21 protein-coding genes are annotated in these 18,022 nt (G+C 69.7%); 3 read left to right on the forward strand and 18 right to left on the reverse strand.

The genetic code is table 11. The features are described from left to right. The first annotated feature begins 136 nt into the window (after nucleotides 1-136). The gene (locus ABZ195_RS13375) at nucleotides 137-1,549 is read left to right on the forward strand and encodes a DUF222 domain-containing protein (RefSeq protein ID WP_355218339.1); all 1,413 of its coding nucleotides are present in this window, start codon (nucleotides 137-139) and stop codon (nucleotides 1,547-1,549) included. 16 nt (nucleotides 1,550-1,565) lie between these two features. Here ABZ195_RS13375 and ABZ195_RS13380 read toward each other — a convergent pair whose 3' ends face one another. Genes ABZ195_RS13380 through ABZ195_RS13395 form a run of 4 tightly spaced genes read right to left on the reverse strand, consistent with a single transcriptional unit; the run spans nucleotide 1,566 to nucleotide 4,096 of the window. Beyond that, nucleotides 1,566-1,871: an SDR family NAD(P)-dependent oxidoreductase gene (locus tag ABZ195_RS13380; RefSeq protein ID WP_355218341.1), complete on the reverse strand. Its 306-nt coding sequence runs from the start codon at nucleotides 1,869-1,871 to the stop codon at nucleotides 1,566-1,568. Nucleotides 1,872-1,915: 44 nt separating this feature from the next. Further along, the gene (nusB, locus tag ABZ195_RS13385; protein ID WP_355218343.1) at nucleotides 1,916-2,416 is read right to left on the reverse strand and encodes a transcription antitermination factor NusB; all 501 of its coding nucleotides are present in this window, start codon (nucleotides 2,414-2,416) and stop codon (nucleotides 1,916-1,918) included. Between the two features lie 2 nt (nucleotides 2,417-2,418). Beyond that, a complete protein-coding gene (gene efp / locus ABZ195_RS13390; protein ID WP_355218345.1) occupies nucleotides 2,419-2,982 on the reverse strand; it encodes an elongation factor P in 564 nt (187 codons plus the stop codon). A gap of 22 nt (nucleotides 2,983-3,004) precedes the next feature. Beyond that, the gene (locus ABZ195_RS13395; RefSeq protein WP_355218347.1) at nucleotides 3,005-4,096 is read right to left on the reverse strand and encodes a Xaa-Pro peptidase family protein; all 1,092 of its coding nucleotides are present in this window, start codon (nucleotides 4,094-4,096) and stop codon (nucleotides 3,005-3,007) included. 33 nt (nucleotides 4,097-4,129) lie between these two features. Here ABZ195_RS13395 and ABZ195_RS13400 point away from each other — a divergent pair, with 33 nt between their 5' ends. Continuing rightward, entirely contained in the window at nucleotides 4,130-4,765 is a 636-nt protein-coding gene (locus ABZ195_RS13400; RefSeq protein WP_355218349.1) for a B-4DMT family transporter, read from the forward strand. On the opposite strand, the gene aroQ is transcribed toward ABZ195_RS13400, so the two are convergent. The 11 genes from aroQ to ABZ195_RS13455 all read right to left on the reverse strand — a co-directional run bounded on the left by aroQ (nucleotide 4,762) and on the right by ABZ195_RS13455 (nucleotide 14,853). Beyond that, the gene (gene aroQ / locus ABZ195_RS13405; RefSeq protein WP_355218351.1) at nucleotides 4,762-5,193 is read right to left on the reverse strand and encodes a type II 3-dehydroquinate dehydratase; all 432 of its coding nucleotides are present in this window, start codon (nucleotides 5,191-5,193) and stop codon (nucleotides 4,762-4,764) included. The genes ABZ195_RS13400 and aroQ overlap by 4 nt on opposite strands. Continuing rightward, nucleotides 5,193-6,272, reverse strand: coding sequence for a 3-dehydroquinate synthase (gene aroB / locus ABZ195_RS13410; RefSeq protein WP_355218353.1), 1,080 nt, complete (start codon nucleotides 6,270-6,272; stop codon nucleotides 5,193-5,195). Before aroB ends, aroQ begins: the two co-directional genes overlap by 1 nt. Continuing rightward, nucleotides 6,265-6,906: a shikimate kinase gene (locus tag ABZ195_RS13415; protein ID WP_355218355.1), complete on the reverse strand. Its 642-nt coding sequence runs from the start codon at nucleotides 6,904-6,906 to the stop codon at nucleotides 6,265-6,267. Before ABZ195_RS13415 ends, aroB begins: the two co-directional genes overlap by 8 nt. Further along, complete coding sequence (gene aroC / locus ABZ195_RS13420; protein WP_355218357.1) at nucleotides 6,906-8,102, reverse strand: chorismate synthase; 1,197 nt, start codon at nucleotides 8,100-8,102, stop codon at nucleotides 6,906-6,908. The genes ABZ195_RS13415 and aroC overlap by 1 nt, the downstream gene beginning before the upstream one ends. Nucleotides 8,103-8,144: 42 nt before the next feature. Next, nucleotides 8,145-8,639 carry an N-acetyltransferase family protein gene (locus ABZ195_RS13425; protein WP_355218359.1) on the reverse strand — a complete coding sequence of 165 codons (495 nt, stop codon included), beginning with the start codon at nucleotides 8,637-8,639 and terminating at the stop codon, nucleotides 8,145-8,147. 34 nt (nucleotides 8,640-8,673) lie between these two features. Beyond that, nucleotides 8,674-9,105 (reverse strand): A24 family peptidase, encoded by a 432-nt coding sequence (locus tag ABZ195_RS13430; RefSeq protein ID WP_355218361.1) that lies wholly within the window; start codon nucleotides 9,103-9,105, stop codon nucleotides 8,674-8,676. Between the two features lie 9 nt (nucleotides 9,106-9,114). Further along, nucleotides 9,115-9,906: a shikimate dehydrogenase gene (locus ABZ195_RS13435; RefSeq protein ID WP_355218363.1), complete on the reverse strand. Its 792-nt coding sequence runs from the start codon at nucleotides 9,904-9,906 to the stop codon at nucleotides 9,115-9,117. Then, entirely contained in the window at nucleotides 9,903-11,156 is a 1,254-nt protein-coding gene (mltG, locus tag ABZ195_RS13440; protein WP_355218365.1) for an endolytic transglycosylase MltG, read from the reverse strand. Before mltG ends, ABZ195_RS13435 begins: the two co-directional genes overlap by 4 nt. Next, nucleotides 11,149-11,664, reverse strand: coding sequence for a Holliday junction resolvase RuvX (ruvX, locus tag ABZ195_RS13445; protein ID WP_355218367.1), 516 nt, complete (start codon nucleotides 11,662-11,664; stop codon nucleotides 11,149-11,151). The genes mltG and ruvX overlap by 8 nt, the downstream gene beginning before the upstream one ends. Nucleotides 11,665-11,669: 5 nt before the next feature. Continuing rightward, nucleotides 11,670-14,366 carry an alanine--tRNA ligase gene (gene alaS, locus ABZ195_RS13450; RefSeq protein WP_355218369.1) on the reverse strand — a complete coding sequence of 899 codons (2,697 nt, stop codon included), beginning with the start codon at nucleotides 14,364-14,366 and terminating at the stop codon, nucleotides 11,670-11,672. A gap of 97 nt (nucleotides 14,367-14,463) precedes the next feature. Beyond that, entirely contained in the window at nucleotides 14,464-14,853 is a 390-nt protein-coding gene (locus ABZ195_RS13455; protein WP_355218552.1) for a secondary thiamine-phosphate synthase enzyme YjbQ, read from the reverse strand. Nucleotides 14,854-14,976: 123 nt separating this feature from the next. Here ABZ195_RS13455 and ABZ195_RS13460 point away from each other — a divergent pair, with 123 nt between their 5' ends. Next, nucleotides 14,977-15,264, forward strand: coding sequence for a GlsB/YeaQ/YmgE family stress response membrane protein (locus ABZ195_RS13460; protein WP_355218371.1), 288 nt, complete (start codon nucleotides 14,977-14,979; stop codon nucleotides 15,262-15,264). A gap of 63 nt (nucleotides 15,265-15,327) precedes the next feature. Here ABZ195_RS13460 and ABZ195_RS13465 read toward each other — a convergent pair whose 3' ends face one another. The 3 genes from ABZ195_RS13465 to ABZ195_RS13475 are packed head-to-tail and all read right to left on the reverse strand — an operon-like array spanning nucleotide 15,328 to nucleotide 17,963. Continuing rightward, entirely contained in the window at nucleotides 15,328-16,656 is a 1,329-nt protein-coding gene (locus ABZ195_RS13465; RefSeq protein WP_355218554.1) for a replication-associated recombination protein A, read from the reverse strand. A 29-nt stretch (nucleotides 16,657-16,685) separates the two neighbouring features. Next, nucleotides 16,686-17,087: a TM2 domain-containing protein gene (locus ABZ195_RS13470; RefSeq protein WP_355218373.1), complete on the reverse strand. Its 402-nt coding sequence runs from the start codon at nucleotides 17,085-17,087 to the stop codon at nucleotides 16,686-16,688. Between the two features lie 39 nt (nucleotides 17,088-17,126). After that, a complete protein-coding gene (locus ABZ195_RS13475; protein ID WP_355218375.1) occupies nucleotides 17,127-17,963 on the reverse strand; it encodes a DUF3097 family protein in 837 nt (278 codons plus the stop codon). Nucleotides 17,964-18,022: the final 59 nt, after the last annotated feature.

An 18,022-nucleotide genomic window follows, 5' to 3' on the forward strand; every position in this document is an offset into this window, starting at 1 on the left:
GTGAACGTGTGGCGGCTCTAGCATGCGCCCCCGACATTCCTGATGCCGTTGGCGGGGTTGTCCACAGTCTGGTGTTCATCCACAGAACGCTTGTAGCAGAACGACTTTCGTCAGACGTGCGCCATAGACTGGACTCATGTTCGATCAGTTGGTGGACGCCACGACCGGCACCCGCGGTGCCGGAACCCTGTCGGCGTGGGCCCGGGTGGAGAACGCCGCCTGCGCCCGCCGCGTCGCTGCGATGGCCGCCATGCTCGACGAGGCGCACGCACTGTCCGGGGCGGCTGATCGGGACCAGTGGTGTCTGGACAATTTCGACGCCGTCGCCGCGCATGTCGGCGCCGCACAGAGAATCACGTCTGGTGCGGCCAGTCACCAGCTATTGGTCGCGGTCGCGCTGCACGAACGGTTCCCCAGGGTGGCCGACGTCTTCGCCGACGGGCTCATCACCTACCAACTGGTCCGCACCGTGGTGACACGGGCCGCCCTGGTCGTCGACCCCGACGCCCTGAGGGCTCTGGACGCATCGTTGGCCGATGCCTTTGGTTCGTGGGAGCCGATGTCGGTGGACAAGACCGAGAAGACGATCGACGCGCTGGTGGCGCAGGTCGACCCGCAAGCGGTCCGGCGGACCGAGACCAAGGCGCGGAGTCGATCGGTGGAGATCACCATCGACGAGGACGGCAGCGGCCTTGCCACCCTGTACGCCACCCTCTTCGCCCACGACGCCAAGACGTTGCAGGCCCGACTGCGAGCCCTGGCCGCCACCGTGTGCCCCGCCGACCCGCGGACCGCTGATCAACTCCGCGCCGACGCCTTCGGCGCTGGCGGGAACGACCGCATGGCCTGCCTGTGCGGCACCGACGACTGCCCGGCCGCGCAGAACCCACCGGCCACCGGGGTGGTGGTCTACGTGATCGCGTCAGAGGACACGATCAGCGGCCCGGCACCCGAACCCGAGACGCCCGCACCGACACCCGAGACCCCCGCACCGACACACAAGACCCCGCCCCCCGACGAGCGCGCCGCCCTCGACGGCGACCACCCACCCCTGTTCGACAAGCCGCTACGCGACCTCACCCTGACCGCGGCCCTCACCCCGACACCCGGCGCGCTGGCCAACCTGCGCCCCGCAGCGATGATGGGCGGCCAGTTCCTCCCCGGCTGCCGCATGCCCGCCACCCAGACCGACATAGACCACACCATCCCGTGGCCGCATGGTCCGACCGCGGCATCCAACCTCAAATGCCCATGCCGTCGACATCACTTGCTCAAGACGTTCTGGGGTGGCGAGAATGGTTGGCGCGACAGACAACTCGACGACGGCACCGTTCTGTGGACTGCGCCGGATGGCCGTGAACACCTCACCACACCGGGCAGCCGACTGCTCTTCCCCGAACTGTCCGCACCCACCACCACGGTCACGATCACGGGCAGACCCACACCGCACACCACCGGCCTCACCATGCCCCGCCGTAGAACCACCCGCGCCCACGACCGGACCGACCGCGTCCACCGCGAACGCATGATGAACGACACGGAGGGCTAGCAGACCGTCGGACGGCTCAAGCGACGGCGCGGACCGTCGAGGCCTCGGCCCGGACGATGGTGTCCATGACCCCGAACCGCTCGGTGACCCGCTGCACGATCCGCGCCCACTGCCGATGATCGGCAACGTCGCCCACGATCGCCAACACCCGCTGGGCAGGATGACCGTGCGTCACGCGGACCAGACTCTCGGCGTGGTGACCAATGACCGCCACACGGCATCCCTCGGCGAGCAACCTGCAAGCGAGCTGATTGCCGGCGTGGGTGTCCCCGTCCAGAACGACGACGACAGTGCCTGCACGAGAGGTGATTTCGCGACTCATGTGCTCAGTCAACGCCACGAGCCTAGGTCTCAGATGTGCGTGACCTACGGAACGTCGGTGCGTTCCTGCGCGGCCTCGGGCTCGGCCCGTACCGCAGCGGCCGCCGCCCGGATCTGCGGCGTCACCAGCATGACCTGACCCAGCACACCGTTGACGAAGGCCGGCGACTCGTCGGTCGACAGGCTCTTGGCCAGCTCCACGGCCTCGTCGACCGCGACCGGCTCCGGCACGTCGTCGGCGTACAGGAGCTCCCACACCGCGACCCGCAGCACGGCCCGGTCCACCGCGGGCAGCCGATCCAGCGTCCACCCCTGCAAATGCGCGGAGATCAGGTCGTCGACGTGGGCGGCGTGCTCGGTCACACCGTTCGCCACCGTGACGGTGTAGGGGTTCAGGGTCGACATCTCGGCGTCGCCCTCGGCCATCGTGGCCCGGCCCTCGGCGATCTCGGAGGCAGTCAGCCCACGCGCCTCGGCCTCGAACAGCAGATCCACCGCACGCTTGCGCGCCTGATGGCGACCCCTGTCCCCACGACGGTCAGGCATGGTCAGCCATTCACTCGGCCCAGGTAACTGCCGTCGCGCGAGTCCACCTTCAGCTTGTCGCCGGTGTTGATGAACAGCGGCACCTGGATCTCCGCACCGGTCTCCATGGTGGCCGGCTTGGTGCCCGCACTGGAGCGGTCGCCCTGCAGGCCCGGCTCGGTGCTGGCGACGAGCAGTTCGACGGTCACGGGCAATTCCAGGTACAGCGGCACGCCGTCGTGGAAGGCGATCTGCACCGGCATGCTCTCCAGCAGGTAGTTGGCGTTGTTGCCCACCAGCGTCTCGGGCAGCGGGTGCTGCTCGTAGTCCTCGGAGTCCATGAAGACGAAGTCGCTGCCGTCGCGGTACAGGTAGGTGGCGTCGCGGCGGTCGACGGTCGCGGTCTCGACCTTGACGCCCGCGTTGTAGGTCTTGTCGACGACCTTGCCGGACAGCACGTTCTTGAGCTTGGTACGCACGAACGCGGGGCCCTTGCCCGGCTTGACGTGCTGGAACTCGGTGATCTGCCACAGCTGGCCATCGATCTGCAGGACGAGCCCATTCTTGAAGTCGGCGGTCGATGCCACGGCGGTACTACTCCTAGCCTCTTTAGAGAATTGCCAGTTCCTTGGGGAACCGGGTCAGCAACTCGGGGGTGGGTTTGTCGTCACTGCCCACGACCAGCGTGTCCTCGATGCGGACACCGCCACGGCCGGGCAGATAGACCCCGGGCTCCACGGTGACCGCAGAGCCAGCAAGCAGTGTACCGGCGGATGACGCACTGATTCCCGGCGCTTCGTGGATCTGCAACCCGACCCCGTGCCCCAGACCGTGCCCGAACTGCTCGGCGAACCCGGCGTCCGCGATTACCTGCCGCGACGCCCCGTCCACGCCGGACAGCGACACGCCCGGGGCCAAGGCCTCCCGACCGTGGCGTTGAGCCGTCGCGACCAGGTCGTAGACGTCGAGCTGCCACTGGGCCACCGGCGACAACACGAAGGTCCGCGTCATGTCCGAGTGGTAGCCGCCCACCAACGCGCCGAAGTCGATCTTGACGAAGTCGCCCGCCGCGAGCACGGCGTCTGTCGGTCGGTGATGCGGAATCGCCGAATTGGCACCCGCGGCGACGATCGTCTCGAAGGACACTCCGTCGGCGGCGCGGTCGAGCATGCGCGACTCCAGATCACGCCCCACCTCCCTCTCGGTGCGCCCGGCCCGCAAGCCGCCCGCGGCGACCAGGTCGGTCAGCGCGGCGTCGGCGGCCTCGCAGGCCAACCGCAGAAGGGCGATCTCCCCCGCGTCCTTGACCTCGCGCAGCGCCTCCACGGCGCCGGCGGCACGCACCAACTCGACCTCACCGGCGGCCTTCACCAACACGGCGTGGTTGTCGACCGTCACGACGTGGCTCTCGAAGCCGAGCCGTCGCACCCCCAGCCCAACCGCCGCGGCCGCCAGATGCGGCGCACACGCACGTTCGATGACGACTTCGGCGTCTGGCGACTGCTGCGCGGCCTGCGTGATGTACCGACCGTCGGTTGCGAGCAGCGGAACCTCGTCGTCGGCGCGGACCAATAAGGCGGCGTTCGAACCGGTGAATCCAGACAGGTATCGGACGTTCACCAGGTCCGTTACCAACATCGCGTCCAAATTTGCGGCGGCCAGTCGGCGACGCAGGCGCGCCCTGCGCTGGGAAATCGTCACAGCGCCTGACGGTACTCGCTACGCTGTGCCCCCATGAGTAAGTGGTTGCTGCGCGGACTGGTGTTCGCCGCCCTGATGGTCATCGTCCGCTTGCTCCAGGGAGCCCTGATCAATCTGATGGAGAGTCAGGCACTCTGGATCAGCATTCTGCTGGTCTCCGTGTTCGCCATCGCCGCATTCGTGTGGGGTCTGACCGACGGTCGCGCCGACGCACGCGCCAACCCAGACCCCGACCGCCGGGGCGACTTGGCGATGACCTGGCTGCTGGGCGGACTCTTCGCCGGCATCGTCAGCGGCTTCGTGGCGTGGTTCATCTCACTGTTCTACGAGAACCTCTACGCCCAGGGTCTGATCAACGAGGTCACCACGTTCGCGGCGTTCACTGCGCTGCTGATGTTCGTCTTCGCACTCGCCGGCGTGGCGCTGGGACGCGCCCTCGTCGACCGCAAGGCCCCGCCCGTACAGCGCCGTGGCGAGGACGGCGACCGCGCCGACACCGACGTCTTCGCGGCGGTCAACGCGGGCAACCACCCCGACGACGACCGGTCCGCGTCGGCCGAGGGCACCGAGGCGGTGCGGACCGAGAGCCTCACCTCGACCGTCACCGAGCCACGCGAACACGAAGCGTCCTCCGAGGCCACGACCGAGCGCGGCCGCGAGCAGTCCTAGTCGCTGCCGGCCAGGTACCGCAGGGCCAGCGCGTAGCCCTGCACCCCCAGACCGACGATGACGCCGGTGGCCACGCCACTGAGATACGAGTGGTGCCGAAACTCCTCGCGCGCGTGCACGTTGGAGATGTGCACCTCGATCAGCGGGGCCGTCAGCTCCGCACACGCATCGCGTAGCGCCACCGACGTGTGGGTCAGCGCTCCGGCGTTGAGCACGACGGGTTCCTTCGCGTCGGCGGCGTCGTGCACCCAGCCCAGCAGTTCGGCCTCGCTGTTGGTCTGCCGGACGACGACGTCGAGGCCGAGCTCGGCGGCTTCCCGCTCGATGAGTGCGACGAGGTCGTCGTGGGTGGTGCTGCCGTAGACCTCGGGTTGCCGCTTGCCCAGCCGACCAAGGTTGGGACCGTTGAACACGTTGACCTTGGCCATCAGCGGGTTCCGATCTCGGAGTAGGCGGCCGCCAGCAACGCCGGGTCGGGACCCTCCAGTCGGCCCGGCTTGGCCAGCCCCTCGAGCACCACGAAGCGCAGCACCCCCGACCGGGTCTTCTTGTCCCCGGCCATGTACTCCAGCAGCTGCGGCAGCGCATCCGCGTCGTAGGTCACCGGCAGCCCCAGCGCCGTCAGGATCGACCGGTGACGGTCGGCGGTCTCGTCGTCGAGGCGTCCTGCGAGCCTGCCCAATTCGGCGGCGAACGCCAACCCGACCGACACGGCGGCACCATGGCGCCAGCGGTAGCGCTCACGCCGCTCGATGGCGTGAGCCAGCGTGTGGCCGTAGTTGAGGATCTCGCGTAGCGCGGACTCCTTCTCGTCGGCCGCGACGACCTCCGCCTTGACCGCCACGGAGCGGCGGATCAGTTCGGGCAGAACCGAACCCGTCGGATCAAGCGCCGCCTCGGGATCGGCTTCGATCAGGTCGAGGATCTTCGGGTCGGCGATGAAGCCGGCCTTCACGATCTCGGCCATCCCGGCCACGATCTCGTTGCGTGGCAACGACTCCAGGGTGGCGAGATCGACCAGCACCGCAAGCGGCTGATGGAACGAGCCGACCAGGTTCTTGCCGGCCTCGGTGTTGATGCCGGTCTTGCCGCCGACGGCCGCGTCGACCATCGCGAGCAAGGTCGTCGGCACGTGCACCACGTCGACGCCGCGCAGCCAGGTGGCCGCCGCGAACCCGCTGACGTCGGTGGCCGCGCCGCCGCCGAGGCTCACGATGGCATCCTGGCGCCCCACGCCGATGCGGCCCAGCACGTCCCAGATGAAGCCGACGACCGGCAGTTCCTTGCCATCCTCGGCGTCCGGGATCTCGATGCGATGCGCGTCGATCCCCTTCTCCGCCAAATGGTTTCGGATCGACTCCGCGGTCGCGTTCAACACCGGCTGGTGCAGGATCGCGACCCGGTGCCGACCCTCGAGGACCCGGCCGAGGTCCTCGAGCAACCCCGTTCCGATGATCACCGGGTACGGCCGGTCGACGAGGACGTCGACGGTCACGGGTTCAGTCATTACGCGCCTCTGCTCGACGGGCCAGCGCCGCGGGACTGGGCGGCGCTTCGGTGGTGGGTGCTGGGTTCAGGACGGTGGGCAGCCGGCGCCACGCCGACCGACGCCGGCGCCGCTGTTGACGCTCGCCACCGGCCGACTCCATCCGCTGCACGATCTGGCGGACGACGGCACCGGGGTTGCGACGGTTGGTGTTGATGCGCAAAGTGGCCGCCTGGCGGTACAGCGGCACCCGCTGGGTCATGAGTTCGCGGAAGCGCTCGCCGGCGTCGGCACCGGCCAGCAGCGGCCGGGTGGTGCCGCCGGAGGTACGCCGAACGCCTTCGGCCGCACTGATTTCCAGGTAGACCACGGTGTGTCCGGCCAACGCCTCGCGCACGCGTGGTGTGGTGATCGCACCGCCACCGAGGGAGACGACGCCGTCATGCTCGGCGAGCGCCGCGCACACCACGTCGGCCTCGATGCGACGGAACTCCGGCTCACCGTCGCGGAAGATGTCGGCGATGGCGCGGCCGGTGGTCTCCACGATCTTGGCGTCGGTGTCCAGCAGCGGCACGTCCAACGCCTTGGCCAGGCGGCGCCCGATGGTGGACTTGCCCGAGCCAGGCATGCCCACCAGCACGGCCACCGGCGCCATCAGCCCGACGCCCGAGCCTGGTCTCGGGCGGAGATGGACGCCAGGTAGGCGTCGACGTTGGCCATGGTCTCGGCCAGCGAGTCGCCGCCGAACTTCTCCAGGGCGGCCCGCGCCAGGATCAGCGCCACCATCGACTCCACCACGACACCGGCTGCTGGGACGGCGCACACGTCGGAGCGCTGGTGGATCGCGACGGCTTCTTCGCCGGTGGACATGTCGACCGTCGCCAACGCCCTCGGCACCGTCGAGATGGGCTTCATCGCGGCGCGCACCCGCAGCGGCTGACCGTTGGTCATGCCGCCCTCGAGACCGCCGGCACGGTTGGTCGAGCGGACCGCGCCGTCGGGACCGGGGTAGATCTCGTCGTGCGCCACACTGCCGCGCCGGCGCGCAGTCTCGAAGCCGTCACCGATCTCGACGCCCTTGATGGCCTGAATGCCCATCACGGCCGCCGCGAGCTGGCTGTCGAGACGGTTGTCGCCGCTGGTGAACGAGCCCAGACCGATCGGCAAGCCCTGCACGACCACCTCGACGACACCGCCGAGGGTGTCGCCGTCCTTCTTGGCGGCCTCGATCTCGGCGATCATCGCCTTCTCGTAGGCCTCGTCGAACGCGCGCACCGGGCTGTCGTCGATGCGAGCCAGGTCAGCCGGTTGCGGAGGCGGTCCCTGATAGGGCGCCGACGCACCGATCGAGACGACGTGGGAGAGCACCTCCACCCCGAGCGCCTGGCGCAGGAACGCCCGCGCGACGGTGCCGGCGGCCACCCGGGCGGCGGTCTCGCGGGCGCTGGCTCGCTCCAGTACTGGGCGGGCGTCGTCGAAACCGTACTTGAGCATGCCCGCGTAGTCGGCGTGCCCGGGACGCGGCCGCGTCAGCGGCGCGTTGCGCGCCCCGTCGAGATCGGACTGGTCGACCGGGTCGGGGGCCATCACCGTCTCCCACTTGGGCCATTCGGTGTTGCCGATCTCCACGGCGATGGGGCCGCCCAGGGTCACGCCGTGGCGCACGCCCGTCAGCACCGTCACGGCATCGGCCTCGAACTTCATCCGCGCGCCTCGGCCGTAGCCGAGTCGGCGCCGCTTCAGTTCGGCGGCGATGTCGGCCGTCGTGACCTCCACGCCGGCCACCATGCCCTCGACCATCGCCACGAGTGCTCGGCCGTGTGATTCACCAGCTGTGGTCCATCGCAACACGCGTCCCATCTTCCCACGGCCCCCCCGACCTGAGGTAATCCGTCATGCGAGGCCGAGCTGCAGCAACACCGTGTCGACCCGTCGACCGTGCTTGACGCCGACGCCCACGAGGCGGCCGGCGTCGGCGAAGCCGAACCGCCGATGCAGTTCCACCGAGGCGGGATTGCCGGTGTCGGCGATCACCGCGATGACCTCGCGGAGCCCCGCGGCGCGACAGGCGTCGAGGAGGTCGCCGAGCAGCTCGGTGCCGCAGCCCCGCCCGACCGACGACGGCGAGACGTAGACGGAATCCTCGACGGTGCCGGCGTAGGCGGGTCTGGTCTTCCACGGCGCGCAATAGGCGTACCCGGCGACCAGGTCGTCGCGTTCGGTGACCAGGAACGGCAGCCCCGCATCGACGATCGCGTCGAAGCGGCGCCGCCACTCGACGTCGTCGGGGGGCTCGAGTTCGAAGGTCGCGACGCTGGTCCGCACGTAATGGGCGTAGATCTCGGCGACTGCGACCAGGTCGTCGGGTGTCGCGGCGCGGGTCGGCATCGCTTCACGGTAGGGCCTCGGATCGGGTGCGGGTTCAGACGATCACCAACGCCACCGCGGCCGCCGTCGCCACGCACATCGACGGCCCGTGCGGCACCGTGACCCGCGCCCCGTGCCGCGGAAGCACCACCAGTCCCCAGGCCGCGGTCAGCAGCGGCGCCGCCACTGCGGCGAGCACCCAGGCGTCCACGCCGAACGCACCGCTCAGCCCGCCGACGCCGAGGGCCAATTTCACGTCCCCGGCACCCATGGCGGCCGGGACGATCAGATGCACGATCAGGTACGAAGCGGCCAACGCCAGCGCCCCGAGCAGTGCCGCCTGCCCGCGGCCCTCGACCGCCGCGCCGGCCAGCACCGCCACCGCACCGGGCAGGGTGAGGGCATTGGGCAGCCGCCGCTGCGTCACGTCGTAGAACGTCAGCGCCGTCAACCACGACAGCGCCAGCACCACCGCGGCCTCCCCCACTCGACGAGCCTAAGGTCGTCCCAACGCCGCGGTCATCGCCTCTTTTGGCGCAGGCAGGCCGGTGAACCGCTCCACTTGCGCGAAGGCCTGATTCAGCAGCATCTGCAGACCGTTGACGACGTGGCCGCCCTCGGCCGCGACGGCCACGGCGAGCGGCGTCGGCCACGGGTCGTAGATCGCGTCGAGCAGCACCGGGGCCGCGGCAACGGTGTGGACGAAGCGGGCGGCCACGTCGGCGGGAATCGTGTTGACCACGACGTCGACGGCGGGCAACGGCTGGCCCAGCTCGACCCAGCGCGTCGCCATGCCGCATTTCGTACCGAGCTCGACGAGCGGGGCGGCCCGCTCGGAACTACGGGCGACGACGGCGACCTCGCGGGCGCCCAGCTCGGCCAAGGCCACCAGCGCGGCCGGCGCGGTGCCGCCCGATCCGAGCACCGCGGCCGTCGACGGCGCCGAAAGTCCGCCCAACGCGCCGATCACACCGTCGACGTCGGTGTTGTCGGCCAGCCAGCCCGACGCGGTCCGGACCAAGGTGTTGGCGGAGCCGACGAGATCGGCGCGGGCGGTCCGCTCGTCGGCGAACCGCAGCGCGGCGAACTTCCCCGGCATCGTGACCGACAGGCCAACCCACTCGGGTCCCATCCCGCCCACCAGGGCGGGCAATCGATCGGCGGTGCACTCGATGCGCTCATAGGTCCAATCGAGCAGTCCGAGCGCGCGGTAGGCCGCCAGGTGCAGCTGCGGTGAGCGGGAGTGCGCGATCGGCGAGCCCAGCACCGCCGCGCGGCGGGCCGTCATCGCGAGCTGTCGAGCACACCGTTGCGTCGGGCCACTTCGATGTTGGCCAGGTGCTGCTGGTAGTCGCGTGTGAACAACGTGGTGCCCTGCATGTCGACGGTGACGAAGTACAGCCAGTCCCCCGGCTCCGGGCTCTCGGCCGCAGCGAGTGCGGGCTGGCCCGGTGCGCAGATCGGCGTGGCCGGAAGACCTTCGCGCACATAGGTGTTCCAGGGCGTGTCCCTGCCCCGATCGGCGTCGGTGGTGGCGATCTCCTGGCGGTCCAGTGAGTAGTTGACCGTGGAGTCGAACTCCAGGCGGCGGTGGTCGGGGGCGATCAGCCGGTTGTAGATGACCCTGGCGACCTTGGCGAAGTCCTGCGGCTTGGACTCGCGTTGCACCAGCGAGGCGACGATCAGGACCTGATACGGCGAGAGATTCTCGGCGTTGCCGGCGGCCAGCAGACCGTTCTGCTCGTACTGCGTTGCGCTGGCACCGATCAGCGTGGCCAGGATGCTCGTGGCCGGTGCCGACGGGTCGATGTTCCAGGTGCCCGGTGCGATCAAGCCTTCGAGGCGCCGGTGGTCGGCACCCATCGCCTTGACGGGGTCAAGGGCCCAGGCGGGGACGGTCAGCGCGGCGAGCTCGGCGGCGCCCGCCGCGTCTTTCAGCGCGTCGGCGTTCACGCCGCAGGTCCTGTCGCCGTCCAGGTCCACGCAGGTGGCGTCGGCGATCAGCGAGAAGACACCCTTGGTGACGGCACCGGACTTCACGTCGGCGATGTCGTCGAGTTGGCGGCCCTCGGGGATGGTCAGCCGGCCGACGCGATTCTCGGGATCGACGAGCCGGGTGACGGCGTTGGCGGCGGGAATCTCGGTGCGCATCTTGTAGAACCCCGGCTGAATGGCCGAGATGGACGAATTGCCCGCCGCCGCGTCGACGAAGGCCTGTGACGTCGCCACCACGCCGCCGTCCTGCAGGGTCTTGCCGATGGCCGTGGTGGTGTCACCGTTGTGCACCTGCACCACGACGTCCTTGACCCCGTCACCGGAGTAGTCGTTGGGCGTACCGACTATTCCGTGCCACACCTTGGAGCCCAGGACCCCGACGCCGACGACCACGGCGACGAGCACCACGACCGACAGCACGGTGAGGTTGCGGCGCCGCCGGCGGTTGCGGTTGGCCCGCGCCCGCTCGGTGCGACTCATCGTCCGGCGGGGCCGTCCCACCGCTTCGGGCGCCGGCCGGTCGCGGCTCCAGTCGTCAGGCATCGGATGCTCCGCTGCTCTTTGCGAGGACGTCTCGCCGTTGGTCCAACCAGGTCTGCAGGATGCCGACGGCGGCCACCTGGTCGATCATCGATTTCTGTCCCTTCGCGCGGACGCCGGCCTCTCGCAGCGACCTCTGGGCGGTGACGGTGGTGAGTCGCTCGTCGGACAGTCGCACCGGGATCGGGGCGATCTTGGCGGCGAGGGCGTCGGCGACGGCGATGGCATCCAGCGCCGAGGGACCGGTGCGGTCGGCGAGGGTGCGGGGCAGGCCGACGACGACTTCCACCGCGGCCAGTTCGTCGGTCAGTTGGGCGAGCCGGCGAATGTGCCTGCCGGTCACGTCCCGTCGGTCCCGGGCCACCGTTTCCACGGGCGTCGCCAGGATCCCGTCGGGATCGCTGGTGGCGACGCCGATCCGCACCGTGCCCACGTCGACGCCGAGCCGTCGTCCTCGTCCGGGGTCGTCACCACCTGGCCGGTCGGGCTGACGGTGGTCGGTGTCGGTCAACCGAGTCAGCTCCGGGCGATCTCGGCGAGCAACGCCGACAGTGCCGCGTCGACGTCGGCCGCCCCGCTGCCCGAGCCTTGGGCCAGGTCGGCCTTACCGCCGCCTCGGCCGTCGACCGTGGAGCTCAGTACCTTCACGAGGTCGTTGGCGCTGAGACCGAGATCCTGCGCGGCGGCGTTGACCGCGACGACGTACGGCACGGCCCCGCCGGTGTCGGCCGGATCGGCGATCAGGGCCACCACACCCGGTTCGGAGCCGAGCTTGCCCTTGACGTCACCGACGAGGCTGCGCAGGTCCGCGGCCGAGACGCCGCCGGCGATGCGCTGTGCCACGACCCGCACCCTACCCACCTGTTCCGCCCCGGCTGCGGCGTCTGCCGCGGCCGCACGGGCCCCGGCGAGCCGGGCCCGGTCGAGTTCCCGTTCGGCGACCTTGAGGCGTTCGACGAGGGTGGCGACGCGGGCGGGCACTTCCTCGGACGGCACCTTCAGTGACGACGCCAGGCCCGCGAGCAGCGCGCGCTCCTTCGCCAGGTACCTGAAGGAGTCGAGGCCGACGTAGGCCTCGACGCGTCGGACGCCCGATCCGACCGAGGACTCGCCGAGGATCGTCACCGGTCCGATCTGAGCGGAGTTGTGTACGTGGGTGCCACCGCAGAGTTCGAGGGAGAACGGCCCGCCGATCTCGACGAGGCGGACGTCCTCGGGGTAGGCCTCGCCGAACAGCGCCATCGCGCCCATGGCCTTGGCCTTCTCGAGCTTGGTGTACATGGTGTTGACCGCGTAGTCGGCTTGGACGGCCTCGTTGGTGACGACCTCGATCTGCTCGCGTTGGTCGTCGCTGAGTGCGCCCTGCCAGTTGAAGTCGAAGCGCAGGTAGCCCGGCCGGTTCAGCGATCCGGCCTGAACGGCGTTGGGACCCAACACCTGTCGCAGTGCGGCGTGCACCATGTGGGTGCCGGAGTGGCCCTGGGTGGCACCGTGGCGCCACGACGGGTCGACGCTGGCGACGATCGCGTCACCCTCGACGAATTCGCCGGACTCCACGTTGACGCGGTGCACGAACAGCGTCTTGGCGATCTTCTGCACGTCGGTGACGGCGGCCTTCGCCGCAGCGCTCGAACCCGTCCCGGTGATCGACCCCACGTCGGCGATCTGCCCGCCGGACTCGGCGTAGAGCGGAGTGCGGTCCAAGACCAGCTCGACGCGCTCGGCGGACGCTCCGTCGTGGGCGACGACGGGCACTCGCCTTCCGTCGACGAAGATGCCGAGAATCCGTGCCTCGGAGGACAATTCGTCGAAGCCGGTGAACTCGGTGGCACCGGCGTCGACGAGCTCGCGGTACGCGGACAGGTCGGCGTGGGCGTGCTTGCGGGCGGCGGCGTCGGCCTTGGCGCGCTGACGCTGTTCGGCCATCAGGCCGCGGAAGCCCTCCTCGTCGACGGTCAGCCCCGTCTCGGCGGCCATCTCCAGGGTCAGTTCGATCGGGAAGCCGTAGGTGTCGTGCAGCGCGAACGCGTCGGCGCCGGAGAGCACGGAGGCCCCGGATGCCTTGGTGGACGCGGCCGCATCCTCGAACAGTCGTGACCCGGAGGTCAGCGTGCGGTTGAACGCCGTCTCCTCGGCGATGGCGATCCGGTTGATCCGGTCGAAGTCGCTGACGAGTTCCGGATAGGACGGTCCCATCGAGTCGCGGACGCACGCCATCAGCTCGCCGATGACCGGGGTGTCGATGCCGAGCAGCTTGGCCGAGCGGATGACCCGGCGCAGCAGCCGGCGCAGCACGTACCCGCGGCCGTCGTTGCCGGGGGTGACGCCGTCACCGATGATGATCGCCGCGGTGCGGCTGTGGTCAGCGATGATGCGGTATCGGACGTCGTCTTCGTGGTTGCCGGCGCCATAGGGCCGAGGCGCGCGGACCGACACGAGGTCGATGACGGGCCGCATCAGATCGGTCTCGTAGACGTTGTCCACGCCTTGCAGCAGGCACGCGACGCGCTCCACGCCCATGCCGGTGTCGATGTTCTGGCGCGGCAGAGGGCCAAGGATCTCGAAGTCGGACTTGCCCGTGCCCTCGCCCCGCTCGTTCTGCATGAAGACGAGATTCCAGATCTCGATGTAGCGGTCCTCGTTGGCCTCTGGGCCGCCGTCGACGCCGTACTCGGGTCCGCGGTCGACGTAGATCTCCGAGGACGGACCGCACGGACCGGGAATGCCCATGGACCAGTAGTTGTCGGCCATGCCACGACGCTGGATGCGATCCAGTGGCAGCCCCGCCACTTCCTGCCAGAGGGTGATCGCCTCGTCGTCGTCGAGATAGACCGTCGCCCATAGCGTTTCGGGGTCGAAGCCGTACCCGCCCTGATCCTGCGGGTTGGTCAGCAGGGTCCAGGCGAACTCGATGGCGCCCTTCTTGAAGTAGTCGCCGAAGGAGAAGTTGCCGGCCATCTGGAAGAAGGTGTTGTGGCGAGTGGTGATGCCGACTTCGTCGATGTCGGGGGTGCGGATGCACTTCTGCACGCTGGTCGCACGATCCCACGGCGGCTTCTGCTGACCCAGGAAGTAGGGCACGAACTGGACCATGCCTGCGTTGACGAACAGCAGGTTCGGATCGTCGAGGATCACCGATGCGCTCGGCACCTCGGTGTGGCCCGCGTTCACGAAGTGATCGAGGAAGCGCTTCCTGATCTCGTGTGTCTGCACGTGCTGCCGTCCTTGATCACTCGGTGTCTGCCCCTGCGCCGATTCTCGACCGCATCACACTACCGGCCCATCACGATCAACCCGGCAAGGGCGCGGCTCAGCCCTGCACGAAGCTGATGCGCACCGAGCGCCGCGGGTTGTCCACGTTCAGGTCGACCAGCACGACGCTCTGCCAGGTGCCGAGCAGCGGCTCACCGCGCTGGACCGGAATCGTCACCGACGGCGCGACCAGACCCGGCAGCACGTGGTCGGCGCCGTGCCCCGGCGAGCCGTGCGCATGGCGGTAGCGGTCGTCGCGAGGCAGCAGTCGCTCGAGGGCGTCCACGAAGTCGGCGTCCGAGCCGGCACCGGTCTCGAGGATCGCGACACCGGCCGTGGCATGCGGGACGAAGACGTTGCACAGGCCGTCACCGCGCGAGGCGCAGAACGACCGGACGGCATCGGTGAGGTCCACGGTGCGGCGACGGGAGGTGTCGACGTCGATCACTTTCGAGTTCACGACCCGAGATTACGTGGCACGGTAATTCACGGCGACGTTTATTGACGCCCCTCGGGGGTACTTCTGTTCCAGCTCAACGCACCTCGCACCCCTCGACGGAAGTGACCTCCCATGACACCCACAGGCATCATCACCGCAATCGTCATCGGCGCCATCATCGGCCTGCTTGGACGACTGGTCCTGCCCGGCAAGCAGCCCATCGGGTTGCTCGTCACGATCGTCGTCGGCATCCTCTCGGCGCTGATCGGCACCTGGCTGGCCCGCCAGCTCGGAATCCCGACCGCCACCAACGGCGTCGACTGGATGGAACTGCTCGTCCAGGTCATCGTCGCCGCGGTCGGCGTGGCCCTGGTGGCCGGCCTCATGGGCCGTCGCCGCACGGGCACGTTGCGCCGCTAGTCCCCCAGAAGACCACTCAGGGCTGCGATCCTCGGATCGCAGCCCTGAGTGCGTGTCGAGGGCCTACCGCCGTCGGCGAAGAATGGCCCGCAGCTTGTCGAGGCGCCCGGCGATGTCGCGCTCGGCGCCGTGGGTGGTCGGCCGGTAGTAGTCGACACCTACCAGTTCGTCGGGCGCATACTGTTGCGGCACAATGCCATCCGGGTCGCCGTGGGGGTAGACGTAGCCCTGGGCATTGCCCAGGGCCGCGGCCCCCGAGTAGTGACCGTCGCGAAGGTGCGGCGGGACCAACCCCGCCTTGCCCGCCTTGATGTCGCCCATCGCCGCCGACAGGGCGGTGGTCACGGCGTTGGACTTCGGGCAGGTCGCCAGGTGCACGGTGGCATGGGCGAGCGTGAGCTGCGCCTCCGGCATGCCGATCAGGGCCACGGTCTGCGCGGCGGCAACGGCCGTCAGCAGCGCCGTCGGATCGGCCATCCCGACGTCCTCGCTGGCGAGGATCGTCAGCCGTCGGGCGATGAAGCGCGGGTCCTCGCCCGCGGTCAGCATGCGAGCCAGGTAGTGCAGGGCCGCGTCGACGTCGGAGCCGCGGACCGACTTGATGAACGCGCTGACGACGTCGTAGTGCTGGTCTCCGTCGCGGTCGTAGCGCACGGCAGCCTTGTCCAGTGACTGTTCGACCACCTCGACGGTCACCGAACCCGCCACTCCCGCCGTCTCGGACGCGACCTCCAGCGCGGTCAGCGCCCGGCGGGCGTCGCCCGCGGCCAGCTGCACCAGCAGTTCGACCGCGTCGGGTTCGACGGTCACCGAGCCGTCGAGGCCCCGCGGGTCGGCGACGGCGCGCTCGACGACCGTGCGCACCGCGTCGGCGCCCAGGGGTTGCAGCTGCAGGATCAGCGACCGCGACAGCAGCGGTGCCACCACGGAGAACGACGGGTTCTCGGTGGTCGCCGCCACCAGCAGGACGACGCGGTTCTCCACGGCCGCCAGCAAGGCGTCCTGCTGGGTCTTGGAGAAGCGGTGCACCTCGTCGATGAAGAGGACGGTCTGCTTGCCGTGCACGGCCGCCCGACGGGCGACGTCGATCACCGCGCGCACGTCCTTCACCCCCGCCGAGAGCGCCGACAACGCCTCGAATCGGCGCCCGGTGGCCTGGGATATCAGAGACGCCAGCGTCGTCTTCCCGGTGCCCGGTGGGCCGTAGAGGATGACCGATGCTGCGCCGGAACCGTCGACCAGCCGGCGCAGGGGCGAGCCGTCGCGCAGCAGGTGGTCCTGTCCGACCACCTCCTCGAGGCTGGCGGGACGCATCCGCACGGCGAGCGGAGACGACGGTCCCCCACCCGGAATGCCCTCACCGTCACCCGGCTCGGGCGTCACGTCGAACAGACCATCAGCCACGGGACAGGCTTACCACTTCACTCGCGCAAGGGACGTCCGCTGGGGTCCTGCACCTTGCCGATCAGGATGAGGATGCCGTCGACGAACGGCCAGATCGCACCGATGCCACAGGTCAGCAGGCTCACGGCGAGCTGGGCGATGGCAATGCCGTTGTAGCCCAGATAGAACCGTCCGATGCCGAAGGTGCCCAGGAACAGCTGCAGCAGTCCGGCCACCAGCTTGCTCTTGTCCGACAGTGGCCGGCCCCACGCGTCCACCCCGTACTGGCCGAGGTACGGCGGCGGATAAGCCCCGTACGGCGGAGGAGGCGGTGGCGCGCCGTAGTCACCGACGGGCGGCGGCAGGGACGGATCAGCACCGTACGGAGGCGGCGGATACGCAGGATTGGAGTCGGACGGCGGTGGCGGAGGCACGGACATGCCACGGATGATGGCCCATGAACGGGTCGGCGTCCACCACTATCCCGTGGTGACGAAGTCGATGAGTTCCTCGACGCGGCCGATCAGCGCGGGCTCCAGGTCGTTCCAGTCGCGGACCGTGCCGCGGATGCGGCGCCACGCCGCGGCGATGTCGGCCTGGGTGGCATGCGGCCAACCCAGCGCGTCGCAGATCCCGTGCTTCCACTCGACGTCGCGGGGAATGACCGGCCACCGTCGAAGTCCCAGCCGGGCGGGCTTCACCGCTTGCCACACGTCGACGTAGGGGTGACCGACCACCAGGGTCTGCTCACCACCGCGGCCGCGCCGGACGGCCTCGGCGATGCGGGCCTCCTTCGAACCGGCGACGAGGTGGTCGACGAGCACGCCGAGCCGGCGACCGGGGCCGGGATCGAAGTCCGCGACGATGGCGGCGAGATCGTCGACGCCGCCCAGGTATTCGACGACGACGCCCTCGATGCGGAGGTCGGCGCCCCACACCTGCTCGACGAGTTCGGCGTCGTGGCGACCCTCGACGTAGATGCGGCTGGCGCGGGCGGTGCGCGCGCGGGCGTGCGCGACGGCGACCGAGCCGGACGCCGTGCGGGTGGGTGCGGCGGGCGCCGTGGCCTTGGGCGGGGTCAGGATCACCGGCTTGCCGTCGACGAGGTATCCAGGTCCGACCGTGAAGGGTCGTCGGTGACCGTCGAAGTCCTCCAGCACCATCCGGCCGTACTCGACGGCCACGATGGCTCCGACGTAGCCGGTTTCGACGTCTTCGACGACCAGGCCGACGTCGGCCGCCATCTCGGTGGAGCGCACCCGCCGCGCAGCATGCGGATCTCGGGACAGGATGTCGGAGCCGTATCTGTCGTTCACGGAGCCGAGCCTAGGAATGATGCCGGCCTCCGGGGGCTGCCGCGCCGACGCCGTAACCG

It is taken from the genome of Mycobacterium sp. NPDC006124 (assembly GCF_040614235.1).
In the GTDB taxonomy this organism is placed as follows: domain Bacteria; phylum Actinomycetota; class Actinomycetes; order Mycobacteriales; family Mycobacteriaceae; genus Mycobacterium.

Coding starts and splice junctions, on each gene's coding strand:
- ABZ195_RS13425 (WP_355218359.1), bottom strand. CDS start 8,639: ATGCCGACCCGCGCCGCGACACCCGACGACCTGGTCGCAGTCGCCGAG.
- ABZ195_RS13435 (WP_355218363.1), bottom strand. CDS start 9,906: ATGACGGCCCGCCGCGCGGCGGTGCTGGGCTCGCCGATCGCGCACTCC.
- ABZ195_RS13460 (WP_355218371.1), top strand. CDS start 14,977: ATGACACCCACAGGCATCATCACCGCAATCGTCATCGGCGCCATCATC.
- ABZ195_RS13375 (WP_355218339.1), top strand. CDS start 137: ATGTTCGATCAGTTGGTGGACGCCACGACCGGCACCCGCGGTGCCGGA.
- ABZ195_RS13415 (WP_355218355.1), bottom strand. CDS start 6,906: ATGGCGCCGGTGGCCGTGCTGGTGGGCATGCCTGGCTCGGGCAAGTCC.
- ABZ195_RS13380 (WP_355218341.1), bottom strand. CDS start 1,871: ATGAGTCGCGAAATCACCTCTCGTGCAGGCACTGTCGTCGTCGTTCTG.
- nusB (WP_355218343.1), bottom strand. CDS start 2,416: ATGCCTGACCGTCGTGGGGACAGGGGTCGCCATCAGGCGCGCAAGCGT.
- aroB (WP_355218353.1), bottom strand. CDS start 6,272: ATGACTGAACCCGTGACCGTCGACGTCCTCGTCGACCGGCCGTACCCG.
- aroQ (WP_355218351.1), bottom strand. CDS start 5,193: ATGGCCAAGGTCAACGTGTTCAACGGTCCCAACCTTGGTCGGCTGGGC.
- ABZ195_RS13470 (WP_355218373.1), bottom strand. CDS start 17,087: ATGTCCGTGCCTCCGCCACCGCCGTCCGACTCCAATCCTGCGTATCCG.
- ABZ195_RS13400 (WP_355218349.1), top strand. CDS start 4,130: ATGAGTAAGTGGTTGCTGCGCGGACTGGTGTTCGCCGCCCTGATGGTC.
- mltG (WP_355218365.1), bottom strand. CDS start 11,156: ATGCCTGACGACTGGAGCCGCGACCGGCCGGCGCCCGAAGCGGTGGGA.